The organism is Nocardia concava NBRC 100430 (assembly GCF_000308815.1).
In the GTDB taxonomy this organism is placed as follows: domain Bacteria; phylum Actinomycetota; class Actinomycetes; order Mycobacteriales; family Mycobacteriaceae; genus Nocardia; species Nocardia concava.
Genome location: NZ_BAFX01000199.1, coordinates 39,124 through 62,296 on the forward strand (window position 1 = coordinate 39,124; position 23,173 = coordinate 62,296).

19 protein-coding genes and 2 pseudogenes are annotated in these 23,173 nt (G+C 65.3%); 5 read left to right on the plus strand and 16 right to left on the minus strand.

Annotation, left to right across the window (positions count from 1 at the left end):
• Positions 1-40: 40 nt before the first annotated feature.
• Entirely contained in the window at positions 41-5,701 is a 5,661-nt protein-coding gene (gene mobF / locus ON43_RS39100) for a MobF family relaxase (protein ID WP_083914206.1), read from the plus strand.
• A 58-nt stretch (positions 5,702-5,759) separates the two neighbouring features.
• On the opposite strand, the gene ON43_RS39105 is transcribed toward mobF, so the two are convergent.
• Complete coding sequence (locus ON43_RS39105; protein ID WP_051179999.1) at positions 5,760-6,533, minus strand: class I SAM-dependent methyltransferase; 774 nt, start codon at positions 6,531-6,533, stop codon at positions 5,760-5,762.
• A 27-nt stretch (positions 6,534-6,560) separates the two neighbouring features.
• On the minus strand, positions 6,561-7,742 hold the full coding sequence (locus tag ON43_RS39110) for a hypothetical protein (RefSeq protein WP_157514397.1): 1,182 nt from the start codon (positions 7,740-7,742) through the stop codon (positions 6,561-6,563).
• Between the two features lie 297 nt (positions 7,743-8,039).
• On the opposite strand from ON43_RS39110, the gene ON43_RS39115 reads away from it, so the two are divergent.
• Complete coding sequence (locus ON43_RS39115; RefSeq protein ID WP_040815786.1) at positions 8,040-9,092, plus strand: GAF domain-containing protein; 1,053 nt, start codon at positions 8,040-8,042, stop codon at positions 9,090-9,092.
• Positions 9,093-9,238: 146 nt separating this feature from the next.
• Positions 9,239-9,589, plus strand: a complete 351-nt coding sequence (locus ON43_RS39120) for a hypothetical protein (protein ID WP_157514398.1) — start codon at positions 9,239-9,241, stop codon at positions 9,587-9,589.
• 231 nt (positions 9,590-9,820) lie between these two features.
• Here the strand turns inward: ON43_RS39120 and ON43_RS43220 are convergent, their stop codons facing one another.
• Both ON43_RS43220 and ON43_RS39125 read right to left on the minus strand, forming a co-directional pair.
• The gene (locus ON43_RS43220) at positions 9,821-10,030 is read right to left on the minus strand and encodes a hypothetical protein (protein ID WP_051180001.1); all 210 of its coding nucleotides are present in this window, start codon (positions 10,028-10,030) and stop codon (positions 9,821-9,823) included.
• A gap of 6 nt (positions 10,031-10,036) precedes the next feature.
• Positions 10,037-10,582: an acyltransferase family protein gene (locus tag ON43_RS39125; protein ID WP_051180003.1), complete on the minus strand. Its 546-nt coding sequence runs from the start codon at positions 10,580-10,582 to the stop codon at positions 10,037-10,039.
• 2 nt (positions 10,583-10,584) lie between these two features.
• Here ON43_RS39125 and ON43_RS39130 point away from each other — a divergent pair, with 2 nt between their 5' ends.
• Complete coding sequence (locus tag ON43_RS39130; protein ID WP_051180005.1) at positions 10,585-10,998, plus strand: MBL fold metallo-hydrolase; 414 nt, start codon at positions 10,585-10,587, stop codon at positions 10,996-10,998.
• A gap of 657 nt (positions 10,999-11,655) precedes the next feature.
• Here ON43_RS39130 and ON43_RS39135 read toward each other — a convergent pair.
• Complete coding sequence (locus tag ON43_RS39135; protein ID WP_040815790.1) at positions 11,656-11,856, minus strand: hypothetical protein; 201 nt, start codon at positions 11,854-11,856, stop codon at positions 11,656-11,658.
• A 159-nt stretch (positions 11,857-12,015) separates the two neighbouring features.
• On the opposite strand from ON43_RS39135, the gene ON43_RS39140 reads away from it, so the two are divergent.
• Entirely contained in the window at positions 12,016-12,405 is a 390-nt protein-coding gene (locus tag ON43_RS39140; protein WP_157514399.1) for a DUF1801 domain-containing protein, read from the plus strand.
• A 130-nt stretch (positions 12,406-12,535) separates the two neighbouring features.
• Here the strand turns inward: ON43_RS39140 and istB are convergent.
• The 11 genes and pseudogenes from istB to ON43_RS39195 all read right to left on the minus strand — a co-directional run.
• A pseudogene (gene istB, locus ON43_RS39145) lies at positions 12,536-13,386 on the minus strand (IS21-like element helper ATPase IstB).
• A 4-nt stretch (positions 13,387-13,390) separates the two neighbouring features.
• The gene (gene istA, locus ON43_RS39150; RefSeq protein WP_040815793.1) at positions 13,391-15,010 is read right to left on the minus strand and encodes an IS21 family transposase; all 1,620 of its coding nucleotides are present in this window, start codon (positions 15,008-15,010) and stop codon (positions 13,391-13,393) included.
• A gap of 304 nt (positions 15,011-15,314) precedes the next feature.
• Positions 15,315-16,076 (minus strand): class I SAM-dependent methyltransferase, encoded by a 762-nt coding sequence (locus ON43_RS39155; RefSeq protein WP_040815795.1) that lies wholly within the window; start codon positions 16,074-16,076, stop codon positions 15,315-15,317.
• Position 16,077: 1 nt separating this feature from the next.
• On the minus strand, positions 16,078-16,836 hold the full coding sequence (locus ON43_RS39160; RefSeq protein ID WP_051180007.1) for a hypothetical protein: 759 nt from the start codon (positions 16,834-16,836) through the stop codon (positions 16,078-16,080).
• Positions 16,829-17,068, minus strand: a complete 240-nt coding sequence (locus ON43_RS39165) for a hypothetical protein (RefSeq protein ID WP_040815797.1) — start codon at positions 17,066-17,068, stop codon at positions 16,829-16,831. The genes ON43_RS39160 and ON43_RS39165 overlap by 8 nt, the downstream gene beginning before the upstream one ends.
• On the minus strand, positions 17,065-18,132 hold the full coding sequence (locus ON43_RS39170) for an alpha/beta hydrolase (protein ID WP_051180009.1): 1,068 nt from the start codon (positions 18,130-18,132) through the stop codon (positions 17,065-17,067). The genes ON43_RS39165 and ON43_RS39170 overlap by 4 nt, the downstream gene beginning before the upstream one ends.
• A complete protein-coding gene (locus ON43_RS39175) occupies positions 18,129-18,893 on the minus strand; it encodes a hypothetical protein (protein ID WP_040815798.1) in 765 nt (254 codons plus the stop codon). Before ON43_RS39175 ends, ON43_RS39170 begins: the two co-directional genes overlap by 4 nt.
• Positions 18,894-18,910: 17 nt before the next feature.
• On the minus strand, positions 18,911-19,717 hold the full coding sequence (locus ON43_RS39180; protein ID WP_040815800.1) for a hypothetical protein: 807 nt from the start codon (positions 19,715-19,717) through the stop codon (positions 18,911-18,913).
• Positions 19,714-21,537, minus strand: coding sequence for a flavin-containing monooxygenase (locus ON43_RS46980; protein ID WP_167333502.1), 1,824 nt, complete (start codon positions 21,535-21,537; stop codon positions 19,714-19,716). Before ON43_RS46980 ends, ON43_RS39180 begins: the two co-directional genes overlap by 4 nt.
• A 21-nt stretch (positions 21,538-21,558) precedes the next feature.
• The gene (locus ON43_RS43225) at positions 21,559-22,542 is read right to left on the minus strand and encodes a carboxymuconolactone decarboxylase family protein (protein WP_051180012.1); all 984 of its coding nucleotides are present in this window, start codon (positions 22,540-22,542) and stop codon (positions 21,559-21,561) included.
• Positions 22,539-23,173, minus strand: a pseudogene (locus tag ON43_RS39195) (flavin-containing monooxygenase); the annotation flags it as partial. The pseudogene ON43_RS39195 and the gene ON43_RS43225, both read right to left, overlap by 4 nt.

Genomic DNA, 23,173 nt, shown 5'->3' on the forward strand with positions numbered 1-23,173 from the left:
TTTGATGGCTGAAGGCGCGTCTGCGTGTTTACCGTGAAATATGACGGCGACAGTTCACAAACTGTCTGCCGGTGACGGGTTCGAATACTACCTACGGCAGACGGCCGCTCATGACGTGAGTGAGCGTGGGCGCAGTTCCTTGGCTGATTACTACTCGGTCAAGGGGGAGTCGCCCGGTGTCTGGATGGGTTCGGGCTTATCAGAATTCGACTCGATTGCGGTGGGTGATGCGGTCACCGAGCCACAGATGCGAGCGTTGTTCGGATTGGGCAGGCATCCGGACGCCGAAGCGATCGAGGACCGGGTGTATGCCGAGCAACTCGAGGCCGGCGCGAAGCCCAAGGATGCTCGGCGGGCAGCGTTGGCAGCGTCGCAATTGGGGCAGCCGTTCCGGATCTTCGTCGGGGCCAGTGAGTTTCGGCGGCGCTGTGCCGAGGAGTTCACCGCGCACAACCTGGCGTTGGGGGAGCGGTGGAATACCCCGATCCCTGACGAGGTGCGCGCGGAGATCCGGACGCGGGTCGCCCGGGAGTTGTTTGCCGGGGAGTTCGATCGTGCGCCGCTGAACGACCGGGAATTGTCGGGCTGGGTCGCGCGGAACTCTCGGAATGCGACGACCGCCGTGGCGGGTTTCGATGTGTGTTTCTCTCCGGTGAAGTCGATTTCGGCGCTGTGGGCGATCGCTCCACGAGCGATCGCGGAGAAGATCGAACTGGCGCATCGGCTGGCGGTGGCGGATGCGTTGGCGTTCCTGGAGGCACACGCGGCGTATACCCGGTTGGGGGCGAACGGGGTTGCGCAGGTAGACACGCGCGGGCTGGTGGTGAACGCGTTCGAGCATCGTGACAGCCGCGCAGGTGACCCGGATCTGCATACGCACGTGGTGATTTCGACGAAGGTCCGCACCCGGGACGAGGGATTGTGGCGGGCGCTGGATGCCCGCATGTTGTACCGGGTCTTGGTCACCGCTTCGGAGGTTTACAACACCCGCTCCGAGCACTACGTGCATTCGCTGGTGGGGACGGAGTTCGTCGACCGCGGGGATGGTGATCCGGATCGGCCACCGATCCGTGAGGTCGTTGGTATCGCGGAGGAGTTGCGGCTCTTGTGGTCTCGCCGCGACGCAGCGATCGAGGCCCGTCTGGCGGAGTTGGCGCGCCGCTTCCATGCCGAGTGGGGGCGGGAGCCGACGACGGTAGAGATGCTGAAGCTGTCCGAACGCGCAACGCTGGACACCCGCCCGGCCAAACACGAACTGCGCTCGTTGGCTGAACAACGCGCCATTTGGTGGGTCGAAGCGGTCGAGCTGCTCGGCAGCGAAGCCGCAGTGGCGGAGATGATCTGGAACGCCTGTCACCCGCGCCACGTGCCGCGCGTTCAGATAAGCCCGGAATGGGTTGCGGGCGTGGCAGATCGGGTCATCGATGTCGTGTCACGCAGGCGATCGGTGTGGCGGGCCACGCATGTGCGCTCGGAAATCGAACGCCAGATCCGCGGCCAGGTATCCACCGAAGACTGGGAGCGCGCCGCGGAGGCGGTGACCCGCGAAGCCCTGTCGGAATCGCGGTCGATTGCGCGCACACAACCGGATCGGTTCGACGAGCCGCAGCTACTGCGGCGCGCTGACGGTACCAGCGTTTACAGCGTCGCCGAATCGCAGCAATACACCTCGGCGGCAGTGCTGGCCGCCGAGCATCGGCTCGTCGCCGTCGCTCGAGCCGACGGTGGGCGTGTGCTGTCAGGGTCCGCCGTCGATGTGGCGCTGCTGGAGTTCACGGCCAACAACAACGACCGTGAACTCAACACCGGTCAGGTTGCGTTGGTGCGTGAATTCGCCACCTCGGGACGGCGATTGCAGGTCGCCATCGCCCCGGCAGGGACGGGCAAGACCGTGGCGATGCAGGTGCTGGTGCGCGCCTGGCGCGGCGAGGGCGGGTCCGTGCTCGGGCTCACGCCGACCGCTGCGTCGGCAGCGGTGCTGGAGGCTGAGATCGGGGCCGGCGTCCCGGTGCACACCATCGACAAACTCGGCTACATCCTCACCCACCTGACCCCGGAAACCGCCGGGCGAGTGCATGTTCCGGCGTGGGTGCACGCGATCGGCCTGGGCACGTTGGTGATCATCGACGAGGCCGCCAAAGCCTCCACCCGGCAACTGGATCTGGTCGTGGACTTCCTGCTGCGGCGTGGCGCGATCGTCCGAGCGATCGGCGACGATCGGCAGCTGGCGTCGATCACCGCCGGGGGAGTGCTGCGCGATATCGCCGACACCGTCGGCGCGGTCACCCTCACCCGAGTCATGCGCTTCCACAAGCCCGCCGAAGCCGCCGCAACCCTGGCAGTGCGCGCCGGAGATCCGTCGGTGATCGCGTTCTACGCCGACCGCAATCGGCTGCACATCGGCACCCTGGACCGAGTCATCGACGCCTGCTACACCGCATGGGCAGCCGACCGTGCTGCCAGGCTGGACGCGGTGATGCTCGCCCCAACACGCGAGATCGTGGCGATCCTGAACTCCCGCGCCCGCAAGGATCGACTCGCTACCAGCACGGCTGCGGTCGGACCGGAACTGGAGCTGGCAGATGGACTGAAAGCCTCTGCCGGGGACGTGATCTGCACCCGCCGCAACAATCCGCGCCTGCGCATCAGCGCCACCGACTACGTCCGCAACGGCTACCGCTGGCGTCTGATCGAGGTGCGTCCCGACGGCACGGTCGTTGCCGCGCACCTGGATTCCGGCCACCGCGTGCTGCTGCCCTCTGACTATGTGCGCGAGGAGGTGACTTTGGGGTGGGCCACGACCATTGACTCCGCCCAGGGCATCACCGCCGATACCGGGCACAGCGTCATCACGGGTGCGGAGAATCGCGCCCAGTTGTACGTGGCGATCTCACGCGGTCGCCGCCGCAACGACATTTACGCCCATACCGCCGTCGACCTGGCCCACGATCTGTACTCCGAACGCGCGATGCGCCCACCGACGGTTGTCGACATCCTCACTGATGTCCTCGCTCGCGACACCACGGCTCGGTCGGCGACGACCAGTCATCGCGAAACCTTCGCCGTCACAACCCGGCTCGCGCACGCCACCGACGCCTACTCTCATGCGCTGGGAGCCGCGGCGGAACATCTTGCCGGCCCCGAGGTGATGAGCCGAATCGACGCCGATGCCGAACAGCTGCTTCCCGGTCTCAGCGATTGCGGCGGATGGCCTGCCCTGCGCCAACACCTGGCCGTCATCGCGATCACTGCCGACGAGGATGGGCAGCCCAGTGACCCGATACGAAGACTGGCGATCGCGATCGCCGAACGCGACTTCGACGGTGTCCGTGATACTGCTGCCGTCCTGGATTGGCGGCTGTGCCAAACCGATTCGAGCACGAGCGGGCCGGGGCCGCTGCCGTGGCTGCTCGGAATCCCCGACGTGCTGCGGAATCACTCTGGGCTCGGGCACTACTTGACCGCACGGGCGCACCTCGTCACCGATCTCGCGGCTGGCGTGCGGCACCAGACCGAGACCTGGACACCCGACACCGCCCCCGCTTGGTCGCGCACCCTTTTGGGTCTGCAACTCACCGCCACCTCACATCGGCCCGGGCTCCTCGGCGATGTGGCTGTGTGGCGTGCCGCCCGCCGCGTCGATGACGCCGACCATCGGCCCTCCGGTCCGTCGCTGCCTGACTTCGGCCCTGCCCGCCGCCATCAATGCGCGCTCGACAAGCGGGTCGCGGCCGTCGTCGGTGATCACACGGACGCCCTCGGACGATGGGTGCCGACCGTCGCCGCCATCGATCCGCGCATCGCGGCGGACTCCTTCTGGCCTGCGTTGGCGGCCCGGCTCGATCTCGCGCACCGCGCCGGAGTCGATGTTCCCGCACTGCTGCGCGGAGCCGCCGACGCTGGTCCATTGCCCGACGAACAACCCGCCGCGGCCCTGTGGTGGCGGATCGCGGGCGAACTCGATCTCGGCGTCCTCGAGGCCGATCATCGAAACACCGATCCACTGCGACCGGAATGGATCACCGATGTCGAGGACGTTCTCGGTGCGCCGTTGGCAGCATTCGTTCAAGCCGATCCGGCCTGGCCCCGATTGGTTGCCGCCATCGAATCCGCGGACCCGGCCCAGTGGACTCCCCGTGCTCTGTTGGAGACCGCCGACGCGCTCCTGCGCGACGCATGCACCGACGACGACCAGCTCCGCCCGGACCACTACGCCACCGCCCTGGCATGGCGGATCACCGCCCTCACCCGACACCACCTCGACCTGCACCGCGCCAGCGTGAACCTCTCTGAGGAACCTCCAGCACATCCCGACGACGATGCCGAGTACGCCGCTCGCCGTGGCCACCCGCCCGAACCAGAACACCCGCCGATCACCTTCGCCGACAGCGTCGGCTCGCGCATCGGCGACGTTCCGCTCCACGCTGACGCCGAATATCTCGTATCGCTGCAAGCGCTCGTCCCGCCCGGGGACCCGCCCACGGCCGACGCCGACCCGGCATTCGAGAATGCGGCCCCCGACGACGGTGACACGAGTTGGGAACCACCGATGGACCCCGCCACCATTCCCGATCACCGCGACCTCCCACCGATCGAACGCGCCCGGGTACTGCGCGCCGAACACGACGACTACGCCCGTGTCTACCGCGAGCTGTACATCGCCTACCACTGCGGCGCCGGTCGCCACCTTCGCGCCATACAGCCTCATCTCGACCACCTTCGAGCCTGCCGTGACGCCCAACGCCTCCTGCTGCTCGCCGCCCGCGACGCGCATGCTGACTGGATCGCCGCCGACCGGGAAGCCGCCGTCCATCGAGCCCGCGTCGAGGTACTCGCGACCCGCATGCGCGACAAGGACCGCGACGCCGACCTCGATGAACTCGACACGCTGCTCTCGACCATCCCCGATTCTGCGGCGCGCACCGTCTTCGCTGAACAGATCGCCTGCCTGCGCGCACAGCCTCAGGTCGGCGGCGAGGCACTCGACCTGCACCTGGCCCAGGTCTGCGCGGAATCCGCCACCCATGAAGCCGATCGCACGAAAACCCTCTGCGACAACGCTTTCCGAGCCTTGATCGAAGCAGCCGGGGACGCCGGAATCGTCACCGCCGAGGATGTGGAGACAGCCCGGCTCGCCGCCGATGATCTAGATCTGGCGGAACTTGGTCAGGCTCGATTCCGCTACCAATGGAAGCGCGCACAGCTCGAGCGATTCGGCCTGCAATCGACGACGCCACTGGACTTGCCCGCTCGCAGCGAGCTGCACACAGTCGGCGTCATAGGGGCTCCTTTTTCCTACCCGCCGCCGTCGAGGACGCCCGTCGGGTCGGGACCGGATCATCAGCTCGGGCACCTCACCGACTCCGAACTCGACCAGCGAATCCGCGACCTTTCCACCCAGCTCGCGTTGGCCGCTGCCACCGATGCGGTGCTGTTCCGCTGGACAGGCACCAGCACAACGGATTTCGATCAGCAGCTGCACCAGCATCGCCTCGCCGCCGACGTCGAGCGGAAGAATCACGCACTCGTCGCGGCTCGCACCGAACTCCAGCGCCGCGGAGACCTTCCCGGCGAGCAACGGGTGGCAGAAGAAGCGGCGAGGGCACGCCGCGAGGAACACACACCGCCGCAGGCCAACGCCAATGTCGCCGAGCGCGACAGTGCTCCCGAGCCGACCACATCCGAAGGAGCCGAACTCTGATGCCCATCCATCAGCGCGCGTCGCTTGGTCGCGTGGATCCGCTCGGGGCCAGATCGGCTCAGCTGGTCGTCGGCCATGGCCGACATTCGATGAGCAAGAACAGTGGGCGAACGAAATTCTCATCCCACCAAGGGCTTTGCCGCCGCTGCTCGGGTGTGGGATGGGGCTCCCGCAGGTCGGTGACGGCGAAACCCGCCGCGGTGATCATGCGAATGTATGCCTCGAGGGAGTAGAAGCGTTGCACCGACGGCGCGGGGGAGACCCGGCCGGCAACATTGAAGTTCTGTTCGACGGACCGGATGCCGAAGTAGGTGTCCACGGAAAACTCGGTGGCATGCGCGGTGGGGGTCCGCTCGGCGCGAGCGCCGTAGAAGCAGGGGTGCATGCCGAGCAGGATCAGTCGCCCGGACGACACGAGCACGCGCGCGAATTCGTCGAAGCGGCGGCCGGGCTCGGTGATGCCGTTGGGGAGCCGGTTGGCCACCACGAGGTCGACGCAATGGTCGTCGATCGGCAGGGCCGCGACATCGGCGTGATCGAACGTGGTGGCGTCGGATCGGAAGTTGGGATGGGATCGCGCCGAGGCGATGAATTGCTCGCAGGTGTCGACGCCGTGGACGTGTGCTGCGCCGCGGCGGACGAGTTCGCGGGCCAGATACCCCTCACCGCATCCGGCGTCGAGGATACGCAGGCCGGTGCAATCGCCGATCATGTCCAACAACGCTGGGTCGGTCAGCTGGGTCTGATAAGGGTCGATGCGGTCGCGGATGATGCTGATCCAGAATTCCGCGTTCTGCGCATAGGCGCTGGACACCCGCTCGTCACCCAGCACACTCGCTCCTCGCTGTTGTATCGCTGGCTACCGAATCGACTTCATCAACGCAACCGTCGCCGACCGCACACGCGCATCGTCGATGCCGAGATCCAAGCGCTGCTGCACCGCCGTCAAGAGTTCAGCACGCAGCGATCCGAAGGACGAATCATAGTTCAGAGTGGCCGGAATCGCGGTGGTAACCAGGTAATACAGGTAAGCGTCGTTGAGCAGCGACAAATCGCGGATCATGTCCGCCGCGGTCCGCTTCAACTGTTTGGCAGTGATCGCGAACTGCGGCGTCTGCGGCTCGTCTCCGGAGAACGTGGCCAGCGACCACAGTTCGTTACGGCACAGCAGCGGCCGGTTCTCCAACTCGCGGTGATAGGCGAGGGCGGTTTCCGGGTCATTCGTGCGCAGCAGCATGCCGATGACGCTGCTGCGATAGGCGAAGGCCGAACTGCGTTCCGCCGCGGAGGCCGAAAGCTCCACCGGAACGGTGCCGGTCAACTTGGCGGCCTTGTGGACCAAGATCCCGTAGCCCACCGTCGTACGCAGCGAATTACAGCCGGTATCAACGATGCCGATCAGCTGCAATGCCTTGTCGACCAACAGATCCCGACCACCGAGCACTCCGGATATCGGCCCGACTATCGCGTCCAGGGCGATGCTCTGGCCGCTGCCCCAGCACCGAGCCAGGCCCGCGATCGCGTTACGCGAATCCAGTCGCATCACCGCGGCCGCCGCATCCAACACGGTCACCAGATTCTGAACCGACTGCCCGCAGGCAATCAGCGATTCCAAACGATCCAGGTGGACCTCTAGCCCGGAGTCGGCGCACTCGCCCAGCACCGACTCCAGCCGTGCCGCGTGGCTGCGGCCGTTCACGTACCTGAGCAGGCTGGGAATCGCCGTGATCAACCGTTGCAAGGTCGCCCCGGACACCGCATCGAGCCACCGCTCGTCCTGCCACAGCCGTGACAGCGTGGCCGCAGGGACCTTGGACATGACCCCCACATCTGACATGCCCAACTGGTTGGCGGCCGCAATCGCTGCGAGCGGCTGAGCCGAAACCAGTCCGCATCCCGCCGGACCGTCGTCACCGCCTCTCGGACCAGCTCTATTGCCCTCTTCAGCACTGCCTCGCCTGCCAGGTGTGACCTGCGTCATACCACAAGGATAATCCGACTGCAAGGTCTGTTCCGTATGTGGAACCGTCCTGGCCTGCATCGATGCACCCAGCGCAGCATTCTCGAACGAGTTCCGCGACCGATGGCGAGGGGCGGCTGCCAATGCTCGAGTCCGTTCCCCGCCACAGCGGCCCAGAACAGTGAACACGATCTTCGGAGGTGCGAGATGAACCAACAGGACCCCCACAAAGCGCAACCCGCTGGCCAAGCCACCCGCCATACTCCTGCCCGGCGCATTCAGAACCGCGGTGCATCCGGAGCGGACCGGACCACGAAATCCTCCGCCGCCAGCGAATCCTGCGGTTCGGAGCGGGTCCGCCCCAGCGGGAAGAACTGGGTGGTCGCTGAAACGCTCTCGGGCACCGGGCGGTCATCGGTCGTCCTGGACGGTCTGGAGCCTCGCGAATTCTCCAAACTCACCCGCGCGAGCATCGCAGCCAACGGCCTGATCGCCAAAGAACTCGTCTCCGTGGTCCAGGAGTGCGCGACAGTCGCCGACACGTGCAGCAGCGACGTCACCATGCCCGACGGGCAGGTCAAACGCATCGCCGCCCTCCCGGTACTCGGACCCACCGGACAGGTCCACGCCGCCGCCGTCTGGGTGGACAGCGCGAACCGGGACCTCCCCGACAAGCCTCACATCGGCACCATGCAGTGGCGCGCCAACGGCACCGTGACCGCCGACCCCGCCGCCGCCTACCTGCTGCAGCTCCCTTTCGGCGAACTGCCCCACGGCAATACGATTCCCGAACTGCTGTCCCGATTCGACCAATGGGACGACCGCGCCAAATTCCTGTCGATGTTCAACCTCGTCGACCCGACCGACCAATGGATCGGCACCGCCACAACCACCTGCGACGACGGCACCGACCATCGGCTGCACTTCGCCGCACGAGCCAGCGGACACGGTTCCGACCGCACAATCCGTGCGATCGTCTTCGAATCCGCAACAGACCCCACCACCTGCGCCGACCCGCGAACACTGGCGTTCCGGCAGATGCCGATCCCGGCCGACCACGCGCTGGCGTTGGTGGACCTGCCCAGCGGCTTCGTCCACGAATGGGTGGCAGAAGAACACACCGCCTTCGCGGGCTGGCGTCACCACCAACCCGAATTCGACTACAACAGCAGACTTCTCGCCGCCGATACCTGTTACGCCCTCGCGACCGGCGTCCGAAACGAGGCGAAGACGCAAGCACGTCTGCGCTTCTCATCAAATGATGGGTGGATTCTTTTGGAGGCCACGTGGACTCGCATCAAGGGGCGTGGTCGTCCTCAAGCGCTCATCGACATCACACCTATCTCACCGAACCCGGCGCCGATGGTCAGAGAATGCCGGATCTGCCAGGACCTCGTGCGCCGATCCGACTCCCGCGGTATGGGGCGCTGAGTTCGACATTCGGCCGCTGAGCAAAACGGCCAGTGGCGAGCCGGTATTGCCTCGGCGGCGTCGACCTGACTACCGCGAAGAATCTTCAAAGTGCATGCCCCTAACCGAACTGAGACTCGCTCGCGCCTACAACGAAGGCGGTCGTCATGTACCTCCAAATCAAATCAGGTCCGGCGTTCCCTCCCGAAGCCGAAGCCTTTTTCGAGGCCAGGCTTATGGCAGAGCGTCAGGCGGCGGACGGGTCGGCCGAAGATCAGCTGCGCCGGTTCACCGAAACGCAGGCGAAGTACACCGTGCTCGCCTTGTACCAGCAGACGCGCACGGACTACGACGAGGTCTGCGCCATCTTCGGCGACAACCATGCTGCGCCGCAGTGGGTCGAAGCAGACGCGCGCGAGAAGGCGCTGCGAACCGCCCTTTACCTAGCGCTGAGCATCTACCGCCATCAAGCCGACTATAATCCGAACTGGACCCACCATTTGCACCAGATACCGTGAGTACTCATTGATCTCGCGGAGGTGCGGTGCGATGCGACGTATCCCGGATTCGATCGGCACGATCTATGAAGGGCACTAGGTCTTCATGGTGAGGGCCACGTCCGCGTGGCCCGCGCGTTGGCTGACCACCTTCGGGCTGACTCCGGCCATCAGCGATGCCGCCTTGCCGCTGGTGCCAGAGTTGCCATCGGCGTAGCGGCCCAAGATGTCGCGGCCGTCGCCGCGGGGGCGTCACTCGTTAAGACCTTGGGGGCGTTGTGATCCGCCGAGTGTGGCCATGTTGGTGCGCCGTGGAAAACGAGTCGTGATCGGCTTGTCGACGCCGTGATAGATGGCCGCGGCAGCGAGGATGGAGACGAGTAGGCAGACCGTGGTCCATAGGAGCCAGCCTCGGGTTTCGTACTGGTTGCCGTGCAGGAAGTACTTCGTGATCGCGACCATCACTGGCTACTGGATCAGATAGAAGGCGTAGGAGATATCGCCGAGCCAGGTGACGACGGGAGTCGAGTTCAAGGACTTTCGGCCGGATAGGTCGCGAACGCTCGACGTGGCGATGACCGCCGCTGTCGGGAGGACGATCAAGGGGGAGAGTTTAAAGTTCAGGGGGACGAGCCAGGTCATGGCGTAGCTCGCGGCCAGGGCGAGTAGTGGATAGCGCATGTTCGTGAAGTTCCACCGGCCGGAGATCAGGAGTTTGGCGGTGAGGACTCCGATGTAGAACTCGGGTAAGCGGCTCAGCGGGAAGTTGTAGCTGAGCCAGTACGAGGGTGAGACCGGGATTTCGTTCTGCTGGAACCAGATTGGTGAGGCATGGATCTCGTACTCGGGAGTGGCATCTCCTGGCTGGAGTCTGGGTAGGAAGATGTTGGCGATGCCCTTGGGGCCGTCGAATTGCAAGTAGTAGAACAAGTGCAGGCCGACGATCACCAGGAAGAGCAGTGCGATGGACGAGGCGATGAACCGGTCGGCGATGCGGTCCACGAGCGGTGCCAACAGTGGGAAAGAGAGGTAGACAGCATCTCCGAGACCAGCGACCAGGTCGGCACATTGAGGCCGCCGAGGGAGGACCCTTCTCCGGGGACACCATCAAGTCCGACAACCTGATCACCCTCGCGCAGGGCACCGATCTCCTTGTCCACGAGTCCATCTTCGACATACCGGCCGTGCCGCAAGGCTTGACCAAATTCGGTGGCCTGGAGGGGCCGCCGAACTACATGCAGCGCTCGCCCACACCGCCGCGGCAGGTCGGTGAGGTCGCCAAGGCGACCGGGGCCAAGCGCCTGGTGTTGAGCCATTACGGGCCGGGCGACCTTCCGGCGGATCGATGGACGTCGCGGATCGCCGAAGGCGGCTACACCGGACCGGCGACCGTGGCCGCCGATCTACAGGTCTTCTCGATACCCACCTGACTTTTGCGCTTGCGTTCGGCGACTTGCGGTTGGAGCAACCGGATCACCTGTCCCCGGGGTCAGGTTCAGCAGAAAGTCGTCCGGGAGGTTCCGGCGCCGACGGCGGCGATCTGGTTGGGGGTGCCGAGTAGGTACGGAGGTCACGGTCATGCAGATGTTTCGTGGACCTTTGAGACGCCGGACACATGGAACTTGGACCAGTCGTGCACCGCTTGAAACGCATCTGGACCACAGGGGCAACAAGTGTGCCAACAGGGCGATCCGCCCGATCAATGCGGCGGAACCGGTGGGATGTGGTGGGAATTCCAGTGCCATTTTGCGTGCCATTTTGCGGCCAGAACGGTGGGAATCCAAGGGTTTCGGTCGGAACGGATGGGGTGCGTTGGGGTAGTGAAATCCCAGGTCAGAATGGGTAGAACCCCCAAGATCGCCAGGTCAGCGCATGACCTTGGGGGTTCTACGAGATGATGAAAAGTGACGGTCTAGGACCAGGCATTTCGGCCGCTCGGTGGGCGTTTTGCGGCTGTGAAGTGCCACTTTGGGTGCCACTTTGAGCTGGTTCGGGAGGGGTCCGCTACGGTCGAGTCCTTCCTCATCGGCGGGATGATGAAGAAGGATTGACCGTTTCCGCTGGTCAGTGGGTTGCGTACTGCTGAACTACGCCCCGGTGTGCCACTTTGGTGCCATTTTGAATGGGTTCAGCAGTTCCAGGACGTCCGCGTTGTCGACCGCGACCATGCGTGGAATGCCCTGGTGAATGTAGTGACGTTGCGCCATCGACTTGTTGCCGTCCATGTGTCCGAGCTGGGCGCTGGCCCGCTCGTCATCCCCGGTGACTCCGCATCTGGCTTCGTTCATGGTCCGTGACGGCAGTTATCCATGAACTACGACAGCGTTCGTCGGTGTGGTGGCCCCAATTTGTTCGCGAATCTTGACGGCGTCGAGCTCTTGTTCGGGTCCGTGGCAAAGCGGAGCTGTAGCGACCTCACCCTCCAGCCACTCAGTTACCATTCAGCTATGGCCAAGAGCGGTTCAGTTGATGACATCCTGAACGAGTTGGACGACGACCGCAGAGGGCAGGTCACGGCCCTGCAGTCGATCATTTTGGAGACCGAGCCGAACCTTGTCGAACACGTCAAGTGGAGTGCGCCCAGCTATGTCCTGGACGGTGAGGATCGGGTGACCTTCAATTTGAAGAACAAGGACAACAAGGTGCAGCTCATCCTTCACATGGGCTCGACCCGAAAGGAAGACAAGAAGGCTGCTCCCGTGATGGGCGATCCGTCCGGTTTGGTGCAGTGGGTCTCCGATATCCGTGGAATCCTGAGCTTTGATGGTCTCGATGACATCAAGGACAAGCAGCCGACCGTCGCGCAGATCCTTCAGCGGTGGCTGGCGATCAAGTAGCGCTCTGACCACGAATGACTCCGGCGGAGCCTCTGGTCCGGCTCAACAACGTTCAACGGCGACAGGCGGCTCCGCGACGTTGTCGGGCGGGCTGGGTAACCGTTCCGGGCGGTGCGATTCGATTCGTTGGTCATCGTCTGGTGCGGCGGGTTGGTCGTTCGACGACGGGCGGGTCGGGTTGTTGGCTGGTCCTGCTGGCGGTGGCGGCCAGGGCGGCTTTGGTGTGGGCGAGGCGGTAGGAGTCGGTGCCGGTCTCGATGATGTTGCCGCCGAAGGTGAGTCTGTCGACAACCGCGGCGCAGAGCCGTGGGTCGGTGAAAGTCTTTGTCCAGGAGCTGAAGCTGTCATTGGATGCGATCGCAACAGAGTTCTTTTCCTCGCGTTCGGTCAATACCTGGAACAGAAGTTCAGCGCCCCGTTTGTCCAGTTCCATGTATCCGAGCTCGTCGATGCATAAAAGGTCGACTCGCCCGTAGCGGGCGATGGTTTTGGTGAGTTGCTTCTCGCCGGCGGCCTCGACCAGCTCGTTGACCAGCTTCGCGGCCAGGGTGTATCTCACCCGGAAACCGGCCATCGCGGCCTCGGTGCCCGCGCGATCAGTAGATGGGATTTGCCGGTGCCGGAGTCGCCGATCAGGCAGAGCGGAAACCCCTTCTTGATCCATTCGCATTTGGCCAGGGTGTGGATCATGGCGGCGTCGATGTGGGGGTTGGCGTCGAAATCGAAGGTTCGCAACGACTTCTCGCGGGGGAATCCGGCGGCGCGGATGCGTCGTTCGGAGCGGCGGCGGGCGCGGTCGTCGCATTCGGCCATCAGCAACTCGGCCAGGAATCCGCGGTAGGTCATCTGCTCGCGGGAGGCCAGATCGGCCATCTCGTCGAACTGAGCGCGGATGGTCGGTAGCCGTAGCATGCGGCAGGCGGTGTCGACCGCGGCGTCGGCGGCTTGCTCGGTCAGTCCGCGGCGGCGGGGTGCGTCCATCGGGTCATCCTCTCGATCGTTGTGTCAGACGCAGTAATTCGTCATAGGCCCGAACTGACGGCAGTGGTCGCGTATCGGGTGGCAATTGCGCGAGTCGGCGAGCGGTCAGCGACGCGACTGCCGACGCCGACCCGGGCTCGCAGTTCTGCTCGTCGAGCTCGGGTGTGGTGTCGGAGTCGGCGGCCTTGCGGGCCTCGAGCGCGACGGCGTCCGGGGTCAACGCCCCGGCCCGCAAGGCGGTGGCCAGTCCCGCGACGACGTGGTCGTGGCGTAGATGTCGGTGCAGCAGCAACACTTCGATCAGTGCTCGGGTGCCCTCGGCGTCGCCGCGGGCTTTGCGGGCCGCGGCCCACCAGGCGTCGTGAACCGGGGTGAATTTGCCTGCCGCGCGGACTTGCTCGAGCACGGTCGAGCCGGGCAGTGCGCCGGGTTTGTGCAACAGCCCTTCCAGGTAGTGGTCGAGTTCGAGGCGCGCTTCGCCCTTGCCCGGCAGGCGTTCGTGCCGGGTGATCTCGGTGCGGCCGTCGTAGACGATCAACTCCGAGGACCGCAGCAACACCCTCAACTGACGGCCGATCACGCGAACCGGAACCGAATACTTGTTGGCGCGCACCGTGATCTGCGAATAGCGGTCGACCCGCGGGGTGAACCAGCGCCCGGTCTCGAACGGCTCGTCCGGCAGCGGTTTGAGCAGCCCCTGCTCGACTGCGAAGTATTCGCCGACTGTGCGGGGTCGGACACCGATGCGGCGGTCCTCGTCCTCGAGATCCCAGACATCGATCATCGCGTTCAACTCCGCGATCGAGGAGACGTCGGGAACCGGCACCAAATGGTTGCGGCGGAAGCGGCCGATGTCGCCTTCGACGCCGCCCTTTTCATGAGCGCCGGTTTGTCCTGGCTGGCAGTAGAACGCGGTCAGGTCGAAGGCCGAACGAAACGCTGTCCATCGCTCGGTTTCCACTCGTTGGCGCGAGAAGCCGATCACGTTCGCGACTGCTGCCTTGAGGTTGTCGTAGCGGATCTGCCCGGCCGGCACGCCACCGAGCCTGGAGAAGGCGTGGACGTGGCCTTCGAAGAACGCCTCCTGCCCACCCGACATCGATACTCGATGAACAGCTTTGCCCGAGAACGACATTCGTAGCGCGAACAGGTAGCAGCGCACCAGATCACCACGCAGCCGGATCACGATCTCTCCGAAGTCGACCTCGGCCTCCATTCCCGGCCGGTGCGATTGCGGCACGAACACCTGGGCCGGGGCCCGGCCCGACGCGGCGAGGATCTCGGGTTTGCGGTCGGCGACATAGGCGCGCACCCGCCCGTACGACACTCCGGTCATGGCCTGCTCGTCGAGTAGCCGCTGATAGATGCGGGTCACGGTATGTCGTTGTTTACGAGGCGCTTTCAGGTCCGCGCGTAGGATTTCGTCGATGAACGGCTTGTACGGATCCAACCGGGATCCGCGCCGTGGATACTGCTTCCGCGGTTGCGGCCATACCGAAATCAGAGCTGCGTCGACTGTCCGCCAGCCCACCCCGTACTCGCGCTCCAGCGCCCGCTTCGACGTGCCCGCGCGGAAGTCTCGGCGGATGGACGCATACAGGTCGACCTTCGAGATGTTGGGCATCGGTGCGCTCCTCGGCAGCGCCCGACATACTTCCACCACGCCCATCCGGTGCCGTCGAAATTCGCGAACATCACCCGGACGCCCAGGCCAGCGCCGTCAAGATTCGTGAACAGCTGCCGTCATAGATGACGGACAGAGCCACCGCATCGGGCTGGCGGCGTCTGAGTTGCTGGTCGTGTATCTCGAGGATTGGAAATTGTTGGGCAGGCCGTGCTTTCGGGCAGGTATGTCGAGATCTGTACCGAATCCGCGGGCTGTTCGCGGACGAAGGTAGGAAAACGGGCTAGACCTTTGTCGCGAGCCTTCAGGCCGGTTTGCGGGCCTCGATGAGGAAGCGGGTCGTGGTCGCGACGAACGGGCCGTCGGCTTCGATTTGTTCGTGTAGTCGACGGAGCCGATCGCGGTATTCGACGACAGTGAAGCCGGGCACCATCCAGATCACCTTCCGCAGGAAGTAGATGACAGCACCGATGTCGAAGAACTCGGTGCGCAGCTGCTCGAAGCGCAGGTCGACCACCTGCAGACCGGCTGCTTCGGCCTCGCGGCGCGTGTCCTCGGGATGCCGTGCGCGCCGGACGCGGTCGGGTTGTGGTCCCAGGAAGTATTCGACCAGCTCGAAAACGCTTGCCGGACCGACGTGCTGGGAGAAATAGGTGCCCCCGGGTTGCAGCACGCGGGCGATTTCAGTCCACCACGCTTTCACCGGGTGCCGACTGGTGACCAAGTCGAACGCCGCGTCGGCGAAGGGTAGCGGTGGCTCGTCGGTATCGGCGACGACCACCGCACCCCGCGGGTGTAGCAACTGGGTCGCTTTGGCTACATTCGGCGGCCACGACTCGGTCGCCACCATGGTGCGGGGGAGCGTGGGCGCGCCGGCCAGTACCTCGCCGCCGCCGGTCTGGATGTCCAGTGCCGCAGTCGATCCGGCCAACCGCTCACCCATGAGTCGTTGATATCCCCAAGACGGGCGCTGTTCGGTGGCACGGCCGTTCAGCCAGGAGAAGTCCCACCCGGCCACCGACACGGTGTCGGCTTCGGCAACCAGTTCCTCGAAGCTCCGCAACATGTCAGCGATCCTCGCACAGGAATCCGTTGTGAGGCGGCAGGGCCGCAGCCCGTGAGCCGGCGCTGTAGGCGGTCCGTAGGTCGGGATCGAGTCGGTTCAGGATGGACAACAGGACGACTTGCAGGTCGTCGCCGCCGTTCATTCCGGTGTCGAGGAGCTCGATCATTCGGTGCCGGGGGATCGTTCGGACCAGGGAGTTGAGTTGCGCGTCGGATCGCGCGAGTGCCGCACTGCGCAAGATGCCCTCATCGTCTGTCAGGTGTGCCACGAGATATCGGACGTGATTCGCCGGCAGATGCTCGATAAGTCTCCCCGCGGTGTCGTGGTCGTGCCGTCGAAGTAGCTCGATGGCCACTGGCAGCAGAGCATCGGTTGGGATGCTCGGGGCCAGTATTTGCACGGCGAGGGGGTCGAGATGTGGTGCGGCATCGGCCATGTAGTCCGGTCGGAGCCTGCGGATGACCGCTGCGGCCTTCTGCGGATGGGCCAGACCGACCGCGCCCGCCCCTCGGCCCGCGACCAGCGGTGGAATGGCCTGCTGCGCCAGGGTGGCGATGAGAGCCGCGGGGAGTAGCGGGGCGAGCGCGCTGATCCGGCCGAACATCTCGGTCTGATCCGCGAACAGTCTGCGGGCGATGCGATCGGTGAGCTCGCGCAGTTGCGGTAGCCCGAGACACTCGAATCTGTCTATCTCGGTGATATCGGCATCGAGGATCCGCGCGAGGTGTTCGAGCTGTGCTCGAACCGTCGAATCATCCATTGCCGTGCTGCTTTCCGAACAGGATCTTGCGGGCGGGACCGCGTAGGGGCCGCGGTGCCATCCGGAGCGTCTCGGCGATCGCCCGGTCGAGTGCTGTGCGTCGGCCAGCCCGGGCGCGTTCGAACAAGCGGAGTAGTTCGGCGCTGTCGCTCTCGGTGAGCGCGGCCAGCGCGGTCAGGTCCGGGCCCAACTCACGGCGCAGGGTTGCCGACGCGTCGGAGTCCCGATTCATGGTGCACCCCCGGTGATCCGGCGGACGAAATCGCCGATCTCGGACAGCGAGCGCATGCCCTCAGGAACGATGTCGGCAAAGAGTTGGAAGACATGGACCTGACCGCTCCACAGCGTGAGCTGGGCCGGCACGCCCTCGGTGGTGAGCCGGTCATACAGCAGATGCGCGTCGAGCGCGAGGATCTCGGTTTCGGCGGCGTGGATCAGGAAGGGTGGCAGGCCCTTCAGATTCGATCGGATCGGTGACAGCGCGGCGGCCTGGTCGAGGCCACGGGCGAGGACGTGGTTGGCCATCAGATCGCCGCCGCTCATCGGCCAGGCGCCGGCGATCGGGATCATCGGGTCGAGGCGAGCGCGGGGGTCCGCGAACTTCTCGGTCGGATCGAAGTCGATCCACGGGCTGATGATGGCCAGGCCCGCGCACGCCGGGAGGCCCTCGTCGCGGACGCGCACCGCCAGGGCGACCGCGATGGCGGCGGCGCCGGAGTCCGCGCCGATGACCAGCTTCCCGGGGTCGATGCCGTGGCCGAGCAATGCGCGATAGGCGGCCACGGCGTCGTCGACCGCGTCGCGGAATTCGTGCTCGATCAGGAGCCGGAATTCGACCGTGTAGACGGGTATTCCGGCCTCGGCGGACAGTCGAGACAGCATGCGCCGATGGGAGTTGAAGCCGCCCGCGACCAGCCCGCCGCCGTGGAACCACAGGACGGCAGCGTCCGCCCGGGTGACGCCGGGACCGCTGACCCGCTCGATGCGCGGAGGGCAGTCGGGCAGCGAAATCCGTTCGACGGTACTGCCTTTCAGCGGGCGTACCGGCATCAGCAGGTAGTCCGTCGCGGCGACCAGCGTTTGCAGCCACCGGGCTTTCGCGGTGCCCTCCGGACCGATCCTGATCATCATTCCGTACACGCTGATCAGGGCGTTCAATGCGGGCTTGATGGCGATCCGGCTCAGGCGCAGCAACACTCGGGACTGCGGACTCGCCGGACCGGGTGTCACGGTGACGATCGAGATGGGTTGGGGCACCGCCCTTTTGCGAGGGCGGGCCTTGCGCGGTGTGGTCATTGCTCGAGCTCCGGCACTCGATGACGCGCCACGCTGGAGAAATCGAGGTCGGTCGGAATCCCCTGCTCGTTGAAGGGGTTTCGCCCCCAGTCGCGGTCGATCAGTTCCGAGGCGGAGCTGAGCGCCGTCCACGCCCACTGCCCGAGCCGGGTCTGCATGAGCGTCGCCCCGACCCGCACCGGCCACGGGAAATCGGCTCGCTCCTGCGGAGGAAATCCCAGATAGTCGAGTCCCGCGTCGAAGATGTCCTCCACCACCGCATCGTGGAAATACCGCAGGAACAGCGGCCAGATCAGCCGGGTGTACAGGATCGGCTGGGCGTGGATCTCGTGACTGATGATCGCCGTATCCGGTTGCGCGCCAGGTCGAATGACGAAGGCGTGCCCGCCGCGCATGGCGAGGTGCCGATGGAACGCGAAGTGGATCTCCTGCGCGGGCACGAACCGGGTGATCGAGTACTTGACGACCCCGTGGCCGGTGCTCTGTCCCTCCCGCAGTTCACCCGCGGCCCGGATCTCGGCTCCGCGCCGGTACATGTCGGCTTGGAAGATCTTGCCCCACACCGGCTTCGTGAAGGGGCGGCCGTCCAATGTCTCGGTGACGGAGTCGATCTCACCGCCGAAGATCTTGGCGGCCAGCGCGGTGAAGGCCACACCCGCTTGCTGCGCGTCCATCGGCACCTCCCGCTCGTGGTAGTTGCGAGAAATGCCGAAATACTTGTCGTCGAAGGCGAAGTCGTATCGGCCGATCATCTTGGACATGTTCTGTCTCCTCGGTATCAGATGCGGTTACGCAGGCGAATGAGTGCGGCGGGCGCGTCCTGCACGATCAGCCAGGCCGTGATCATGACCAGGAAGATCACCGGGCCCACGGTTGCTCCGCCGAGTCCGATGACTCCGTTCATGGAGTTCAAAGGCCCGGTGAGGGTGAGGAATCCGAGTCCCGCGCTGGTGTTGGTGACCAGGCACAGCGCGGCCGTCCAGTTGATCCAGGTGGGAAACAGCTTCGTCCGCACCGAGATCACGATGAACCCGACCAGGAATGGAACCCAGATTCCGCCGAGCATGTAGGCCGACGCGAACGCGGCGACATGCAGGGTGTGGATGATCTCGGCGCTGACGTGGTCGACGAGCAGTGCGGTGACGGCGAACAGGCCGGTCTCGATGGCGAAGGCCGCGAACAAGAGCACGTCGCTGATCAGCGCCATCCAGCTCACGCGCTTGCCGGGGCTGGTGTCGGCCTGGTAGAGCAGCGCGCCGATAGAGCCGCTGATCCAGATGAGCAGCGGATAACCGAATCCCGCGATACCGGCGAGCGCTTTGATGTAGGGGTTGTATTGGTGGAAGAAGTGGGCGATCTCGGTGCTCGAGGAACCGTCCGGCAGGATCGTGAAATAGATCGTGAAGGCGACCGACACCACGGTGAAGGCCACCACCCATCCGATGGCGTAGATCGTCTTCTGCAAGGTGCCGCGTTCGGCAGCGCCGGCTAGACCGCGGATCAGTGCGGGGGCGGGACCACCGCGCAGCAGGGCCGGTAGCGGAGCTGTGATCGGCGGAGCGGGAGTGGCGAGTTCGGTGGTCATCGGTATTCCTCTTGCTTAACAGGGGATTTCGGGGCAGTGCGGACTGTGTTCAGAAAGGACTCGAGCGCGGCCGACCGCTGGTCGGCGTGCTCGGCGGCGAGAATCCGATCGGAGGTGCTTCGGGTGAGGCCGGACATATTGGCGTTGGTGGGGTTCGTTCCACTCGGGTGGGTCGCGCGCAGCGCGTTGCGGTCGGCATGCCGGAACAGCAGTCCGTAGCGCTGGAGTCGGCGTCCGAGCCACCCGGGCTCATCACCCGTACGGGGATCCGGCAGCGGTTCCCCGGATCCGACCCGCGCGAAGCGGTAGTCGTTGGCGACGTCGAAGGTGTGGTTGTCGAACCAGGCTTTCAAGGTGGAACTGGGCCTGATGAGTGGGACGTCGCCGTGTTCTCCGAAGAAGTAGCCCTCCTTCGGGTTGCAGTTGTTGTTGTAGAACGACGTGTACTTCATCCGGTCGAGGCAGTGCTGGTAATAGCGGTCGTTGGCCTCCTGGGTCACCTGGATTTCCGTGGCACCCCGTTTGCGGGCCTCGACCAGGCATCGAATGAGATGGCGGGCGGCGAAATCAACGGATAGCGCGTAGGAGTGGCCGGTGAAGCTGTAGGGGCCGATGGGGAGGAACGCATTGGGCGCGGAGGGCACGGTCGCGCCGTGGAAGGCTTGGATGCGTATCTCTTGGAACAGTTTTCGCAGATCCTGGCCGCCTCGGCCGTCGACCGGCAGGGGCGGTTGGTCTTCATAGCCGCGGAAGCCGGTGGCCATGACGATCATGTCGACGGGGCGATGGGTTCCGTCGCTCGACCAGATGCCGTCGCTGTCGATGCGTTCGATGCCGTCGGTGACCAATTCGACGTTCGGGCGGGTGAATGCCGGGTAGTACTTGTTGGATACGGTCGGGAAGGTGCAGCCCCATCCGGATCTCGGGGTGAGCCGCTTGCGTAGTTCCGGATCCTTGACGGCCACCCGCAGATTGAGCAGACATATGCGTTCGATGGTCCGGACGATGAAGGGGGCCTTGGTGAAATAGACCATGCCCATCGTTTTCACCAGCTCGGCGGCGGCGTGGATGACCAGTGCGATGGCCTTCAGCACGCTCGGGAACCGGCGAAATATCGCGCGCACCGCTGCGGGGATCGGCGGATCCGGGCGCGGCATGACCCAGACCGGTGTGCGTTGGTAGACGTCGAGCTGTGCGACATCGGGTGCGATGGTGGGGATCACCTGCACGGCCGAAGCGCCGGTGCCGATCACCGCGACCCGTTTGCCGTGGTAGTCGTAGTCGTGGTTCCAGCGCGCGGTGTGCATGACGGTGCCGGAGAATGATTCCAGTCCGGGCACTTCCGCGTATTTCGGCTTCTGCAGGACGCCCCAGCCGCCGATGACGAACCGGCAGGTCACCGTGTGTCCGGTATCGAGTTCCGCGCGCCAGAGGTGATGGCGTTCGTCGTAGCGCGCCGCGGCCACCTCGACGCCGAGGATCGCGTGATCACGCAGCCGATACTTGTCGACGCAGTGGTCGATGTAGCCTTTGATCTCGCTGCCGAGCGGAAAGGTCTTGCGCCACTCCGGGTATGGCTCCTCGTGGAAGGTGTACAGCATGCCCGGCAGGTCGACGGCGATACCGGGATACGTGTTCACATGCCAGGTGCCGCCGAAGTCGCGATCCTTGTCGATCATGACGAAGTCGTGGATACCGGCCTGCCGCAAGGCGATCGCCGTCCCGATCCCGGCGTAGCCGGCGCCCAGGATGGCGAACTCGAAGTCGGGTATCTCGAATTCTGAGGCGGATGCTTCGAAGTCGTCTAGTTCTGGGTTCATCATCTTCTCCATGGCTGTCGCTCACGCGAGGGTGGCGACGAGGACGGGCATGAGCTTGGACAGGCGATGGACGCGGGCGGGCATCGCCTGGGTTTGGGTGGCGTCCACCAGCCGTGGTGCGTGCAGGGTGCTACGCCGCCCGGTCGGCAACTCGATGTCCGCACTCCCGGCGGCGATCAGTTCCGTGATCCAGCGCCGGTTCTTGCCATACGGCAAAGGCATTGCGACGGTGTCACTTTCGACCAAGACGATGACGGAGACGGTCCGGCCGCCGACGGTGAGCTGTGCGTAAGGGGTGCGACGCCCCGCGAACCGCCCGGCAATGAACCGGTCGGCCGCGCGCAAGCCGCTCGGCAGCAGGGCATCACTGTCGTCGGGCCGTCGGGTGAGCATGAGCGGAGCCCAGTGGTAGCGCCGTGGCTCCGGGTGCACGCCGAGGGAGTTGAACAGCATCGCCAGCTGGTCGTAGAGCCCGATCACGAAGAACAGCTCGGCCAGGCGCCGGTCAGTCATGAAGGGCGACAGCTCTTTCCACGTGGTATCGCTGATCATCCGATCGCGCTGGACCTCGTCGACGGCGCGCAGCAGGGCACGCTGCTCGTCGGTCCACCCGGGCTGATCAGGCCCCAGGGTCACCCGTTCGATGGTCTCCGGTGACACCCCGCCGAGGCGGGAGACGTGGAAGTGGACGTACCACTCGTAGCGGCCGTGCGCGTTCCACACGGTCCGCAGGATCACCAACTGGATGTTGGGATCGCGGCGCCGCCGCAGCGGGGTGATGGACGCGCCGTAGAGCGCCCACGGCCACAGCAGCCACGGATTCAGCGACAGGGCCTCGCCGCCGGCGATCGACGGGGTGCCGAGAACCAGCCCCGCGGCGCGGTGGGCCAGCCAGTTCAATGGACCGACCTTGCGGAGTTTGCCGAGTTCCCATCGTGGGCCGGGGATCTCGAATTGCCCGCCGTTCAAGGTGCGCTCGAGGATCGGTGAGCCGTCGGCGGTCATGCGGTCACCTCGTCGGTCCTGGCTGACGGGTGTCGGACCGTCCGGGAGGCGAGTGCCGTGTACGAATAGTCGTCGCGGTCGAATCGGCGCACCGAGAACCAGCTGAAGAGCCCGAGGCTGGGACGCAGGAACGGTGCGTCGCCGTGCTCGTCGACGTAATAGCTGTTGGCCCCGGCACAACTGGGACTCTTGAAGATCTCGTGCTCGACCTTGCGCCGCGTATCGGTCAGAAAGCGCTGGTGGGCTTCGGGTGTCGGTGCCACCCGGGTCGCGCCCCGCCGCCGCGCCTCGCTCAGCACCTTCGCCGCGTGGGTCACCCCGAGATCGATGGTGCCGAACCAGGAAGCACCGGATACGCCGTACGGTCCCGGCACCAGAAACAGATTCGGGAACTGCGGCACGGTCGAACCTTGATACGCCTGTTTTCGTTCGGCCGCCCACAGCTCGTCGAGGTCGACGCCGTCGGCTCCCCGGATGCGGTACGGCACATCGAAGACCTTGAATCCGGTGGCCAGCACCAGCGCGTCGACCTCACGCTCCTCCCCGGACGCGGTGACGACCCCCTGCGCCGTCACCGCGCTGATCGGATCGGTGATCAGTTCGACATCGTCGCGGTTGAACGCCCGCAGAT

Excerpts from the sequence above, each read along its gene's own strand:
- ON43_RS39180 (WP_040815800.1), bottom strand. The coding sequence starts at position 19,717 with ATGACCACCGAACTCGCCACTCCCGCTCCGCCGATCACAGCTCCGCTA.
- ON43_RS43225 (WP_051180012.1), bottom strand. The coding sequence starts at position 22,542 with ATGACCGCCGACGGCTCACCGATCCTCGAGCGCACCTTGAACGGCGGG.
- mobF (WP_083914206.1), top strand. The coding sequence starts at position 41 with ATGACGGCGACAGTTCACAAACTGTCTGCCGGTGACGGGTTCGAATAC.
- ON43_RS46980 (WP_167333502.1), bottom strand. The coding sequence starts at position 21,537 with ATGAACCCAGAACTAGACGACTTCGAAGCATCCGCCTCAGAATTCGAG.
- ON43_RS43220 (WP_051180001.1), bottom strand. The coding sequence starts at position 10,030 with ATGGTCGCGATCACGAAGTACTTCCTGCACGGCAACCAGTACGAAACC.
- ON43_RS39140 (WP_157514399.1), top strand. The coding sequence starts at position 12,016 with ATGGCCAAGAGCGGTTCAGTTGATGACATCCTGAACGAGTTGGACGAC.
- ON43_RS39135 (WP_040815790.1), bottom strand. The coding sequence starts at position 11,856 with ATGAACGAAGCCAGATGCGGAGTCACCGGGGATGACGAGCGGGCCAGC.
- ON43_RS39170 (WP_051180009.1), bottom strand. The coding sequence starts at position 18,132 with ATGACCACACCGCGCAAGGCCCGCCCTCGCAAAAGGGCGGTGCCCCAA.
- ON43_RS39110 (WP_157514397.1), bottom strand. The coding sequence starts at position 7,742 with ATGCAGGCCAGGACGGTTCCACATACGGAACAGACCTTGCAGTCGGAT.
- ON43_RS39160 (WP_051180007.1), bottom strand. The coding sequence starts at position 16,836 with ATGGATGATTCGACGGTTCGAGCACAGCTCGAACACCTCGCGCGGATC.
- ON43_RS39120 (WP_157514398.1), top strand. The coding sequence starts at position 9,239 with ATGTACCTCCAAATCAAATCAGGTCCGGCGTTCCCTCCCGAAGCCGAA.
- ON43_RS39175 (WP_040815798.1), bottom strand. The coding sequence starts at position 18,893 with ATGTCCAAGATGATCGGCCGATACGACTTCGCCTTCGACGACAAGTAT.
- ON43_RS39165 (WP_040815797.1), bottom strand. The coding sequence starts at position 17,068 with ATGAATCGGGACTCCGACGCGTCGGCAACCCTGCGCCGTGAGTTGGGC.
- ON43_RS39155 (WP_040815795.1), bottom strand. The coding sequence starts at position 16,076 with ATGTTGCGGAGCTTCGAGGAACTGGTTGCCGAAGCCGACACCGTGTCG.
- istA (WP_040815793.1), bottom strand. The coding sequence starts at position 15,010 with ATGCCCAACATCTCGAAGGTCGACCTGTATGCGTCCATCCGCCGAGAC.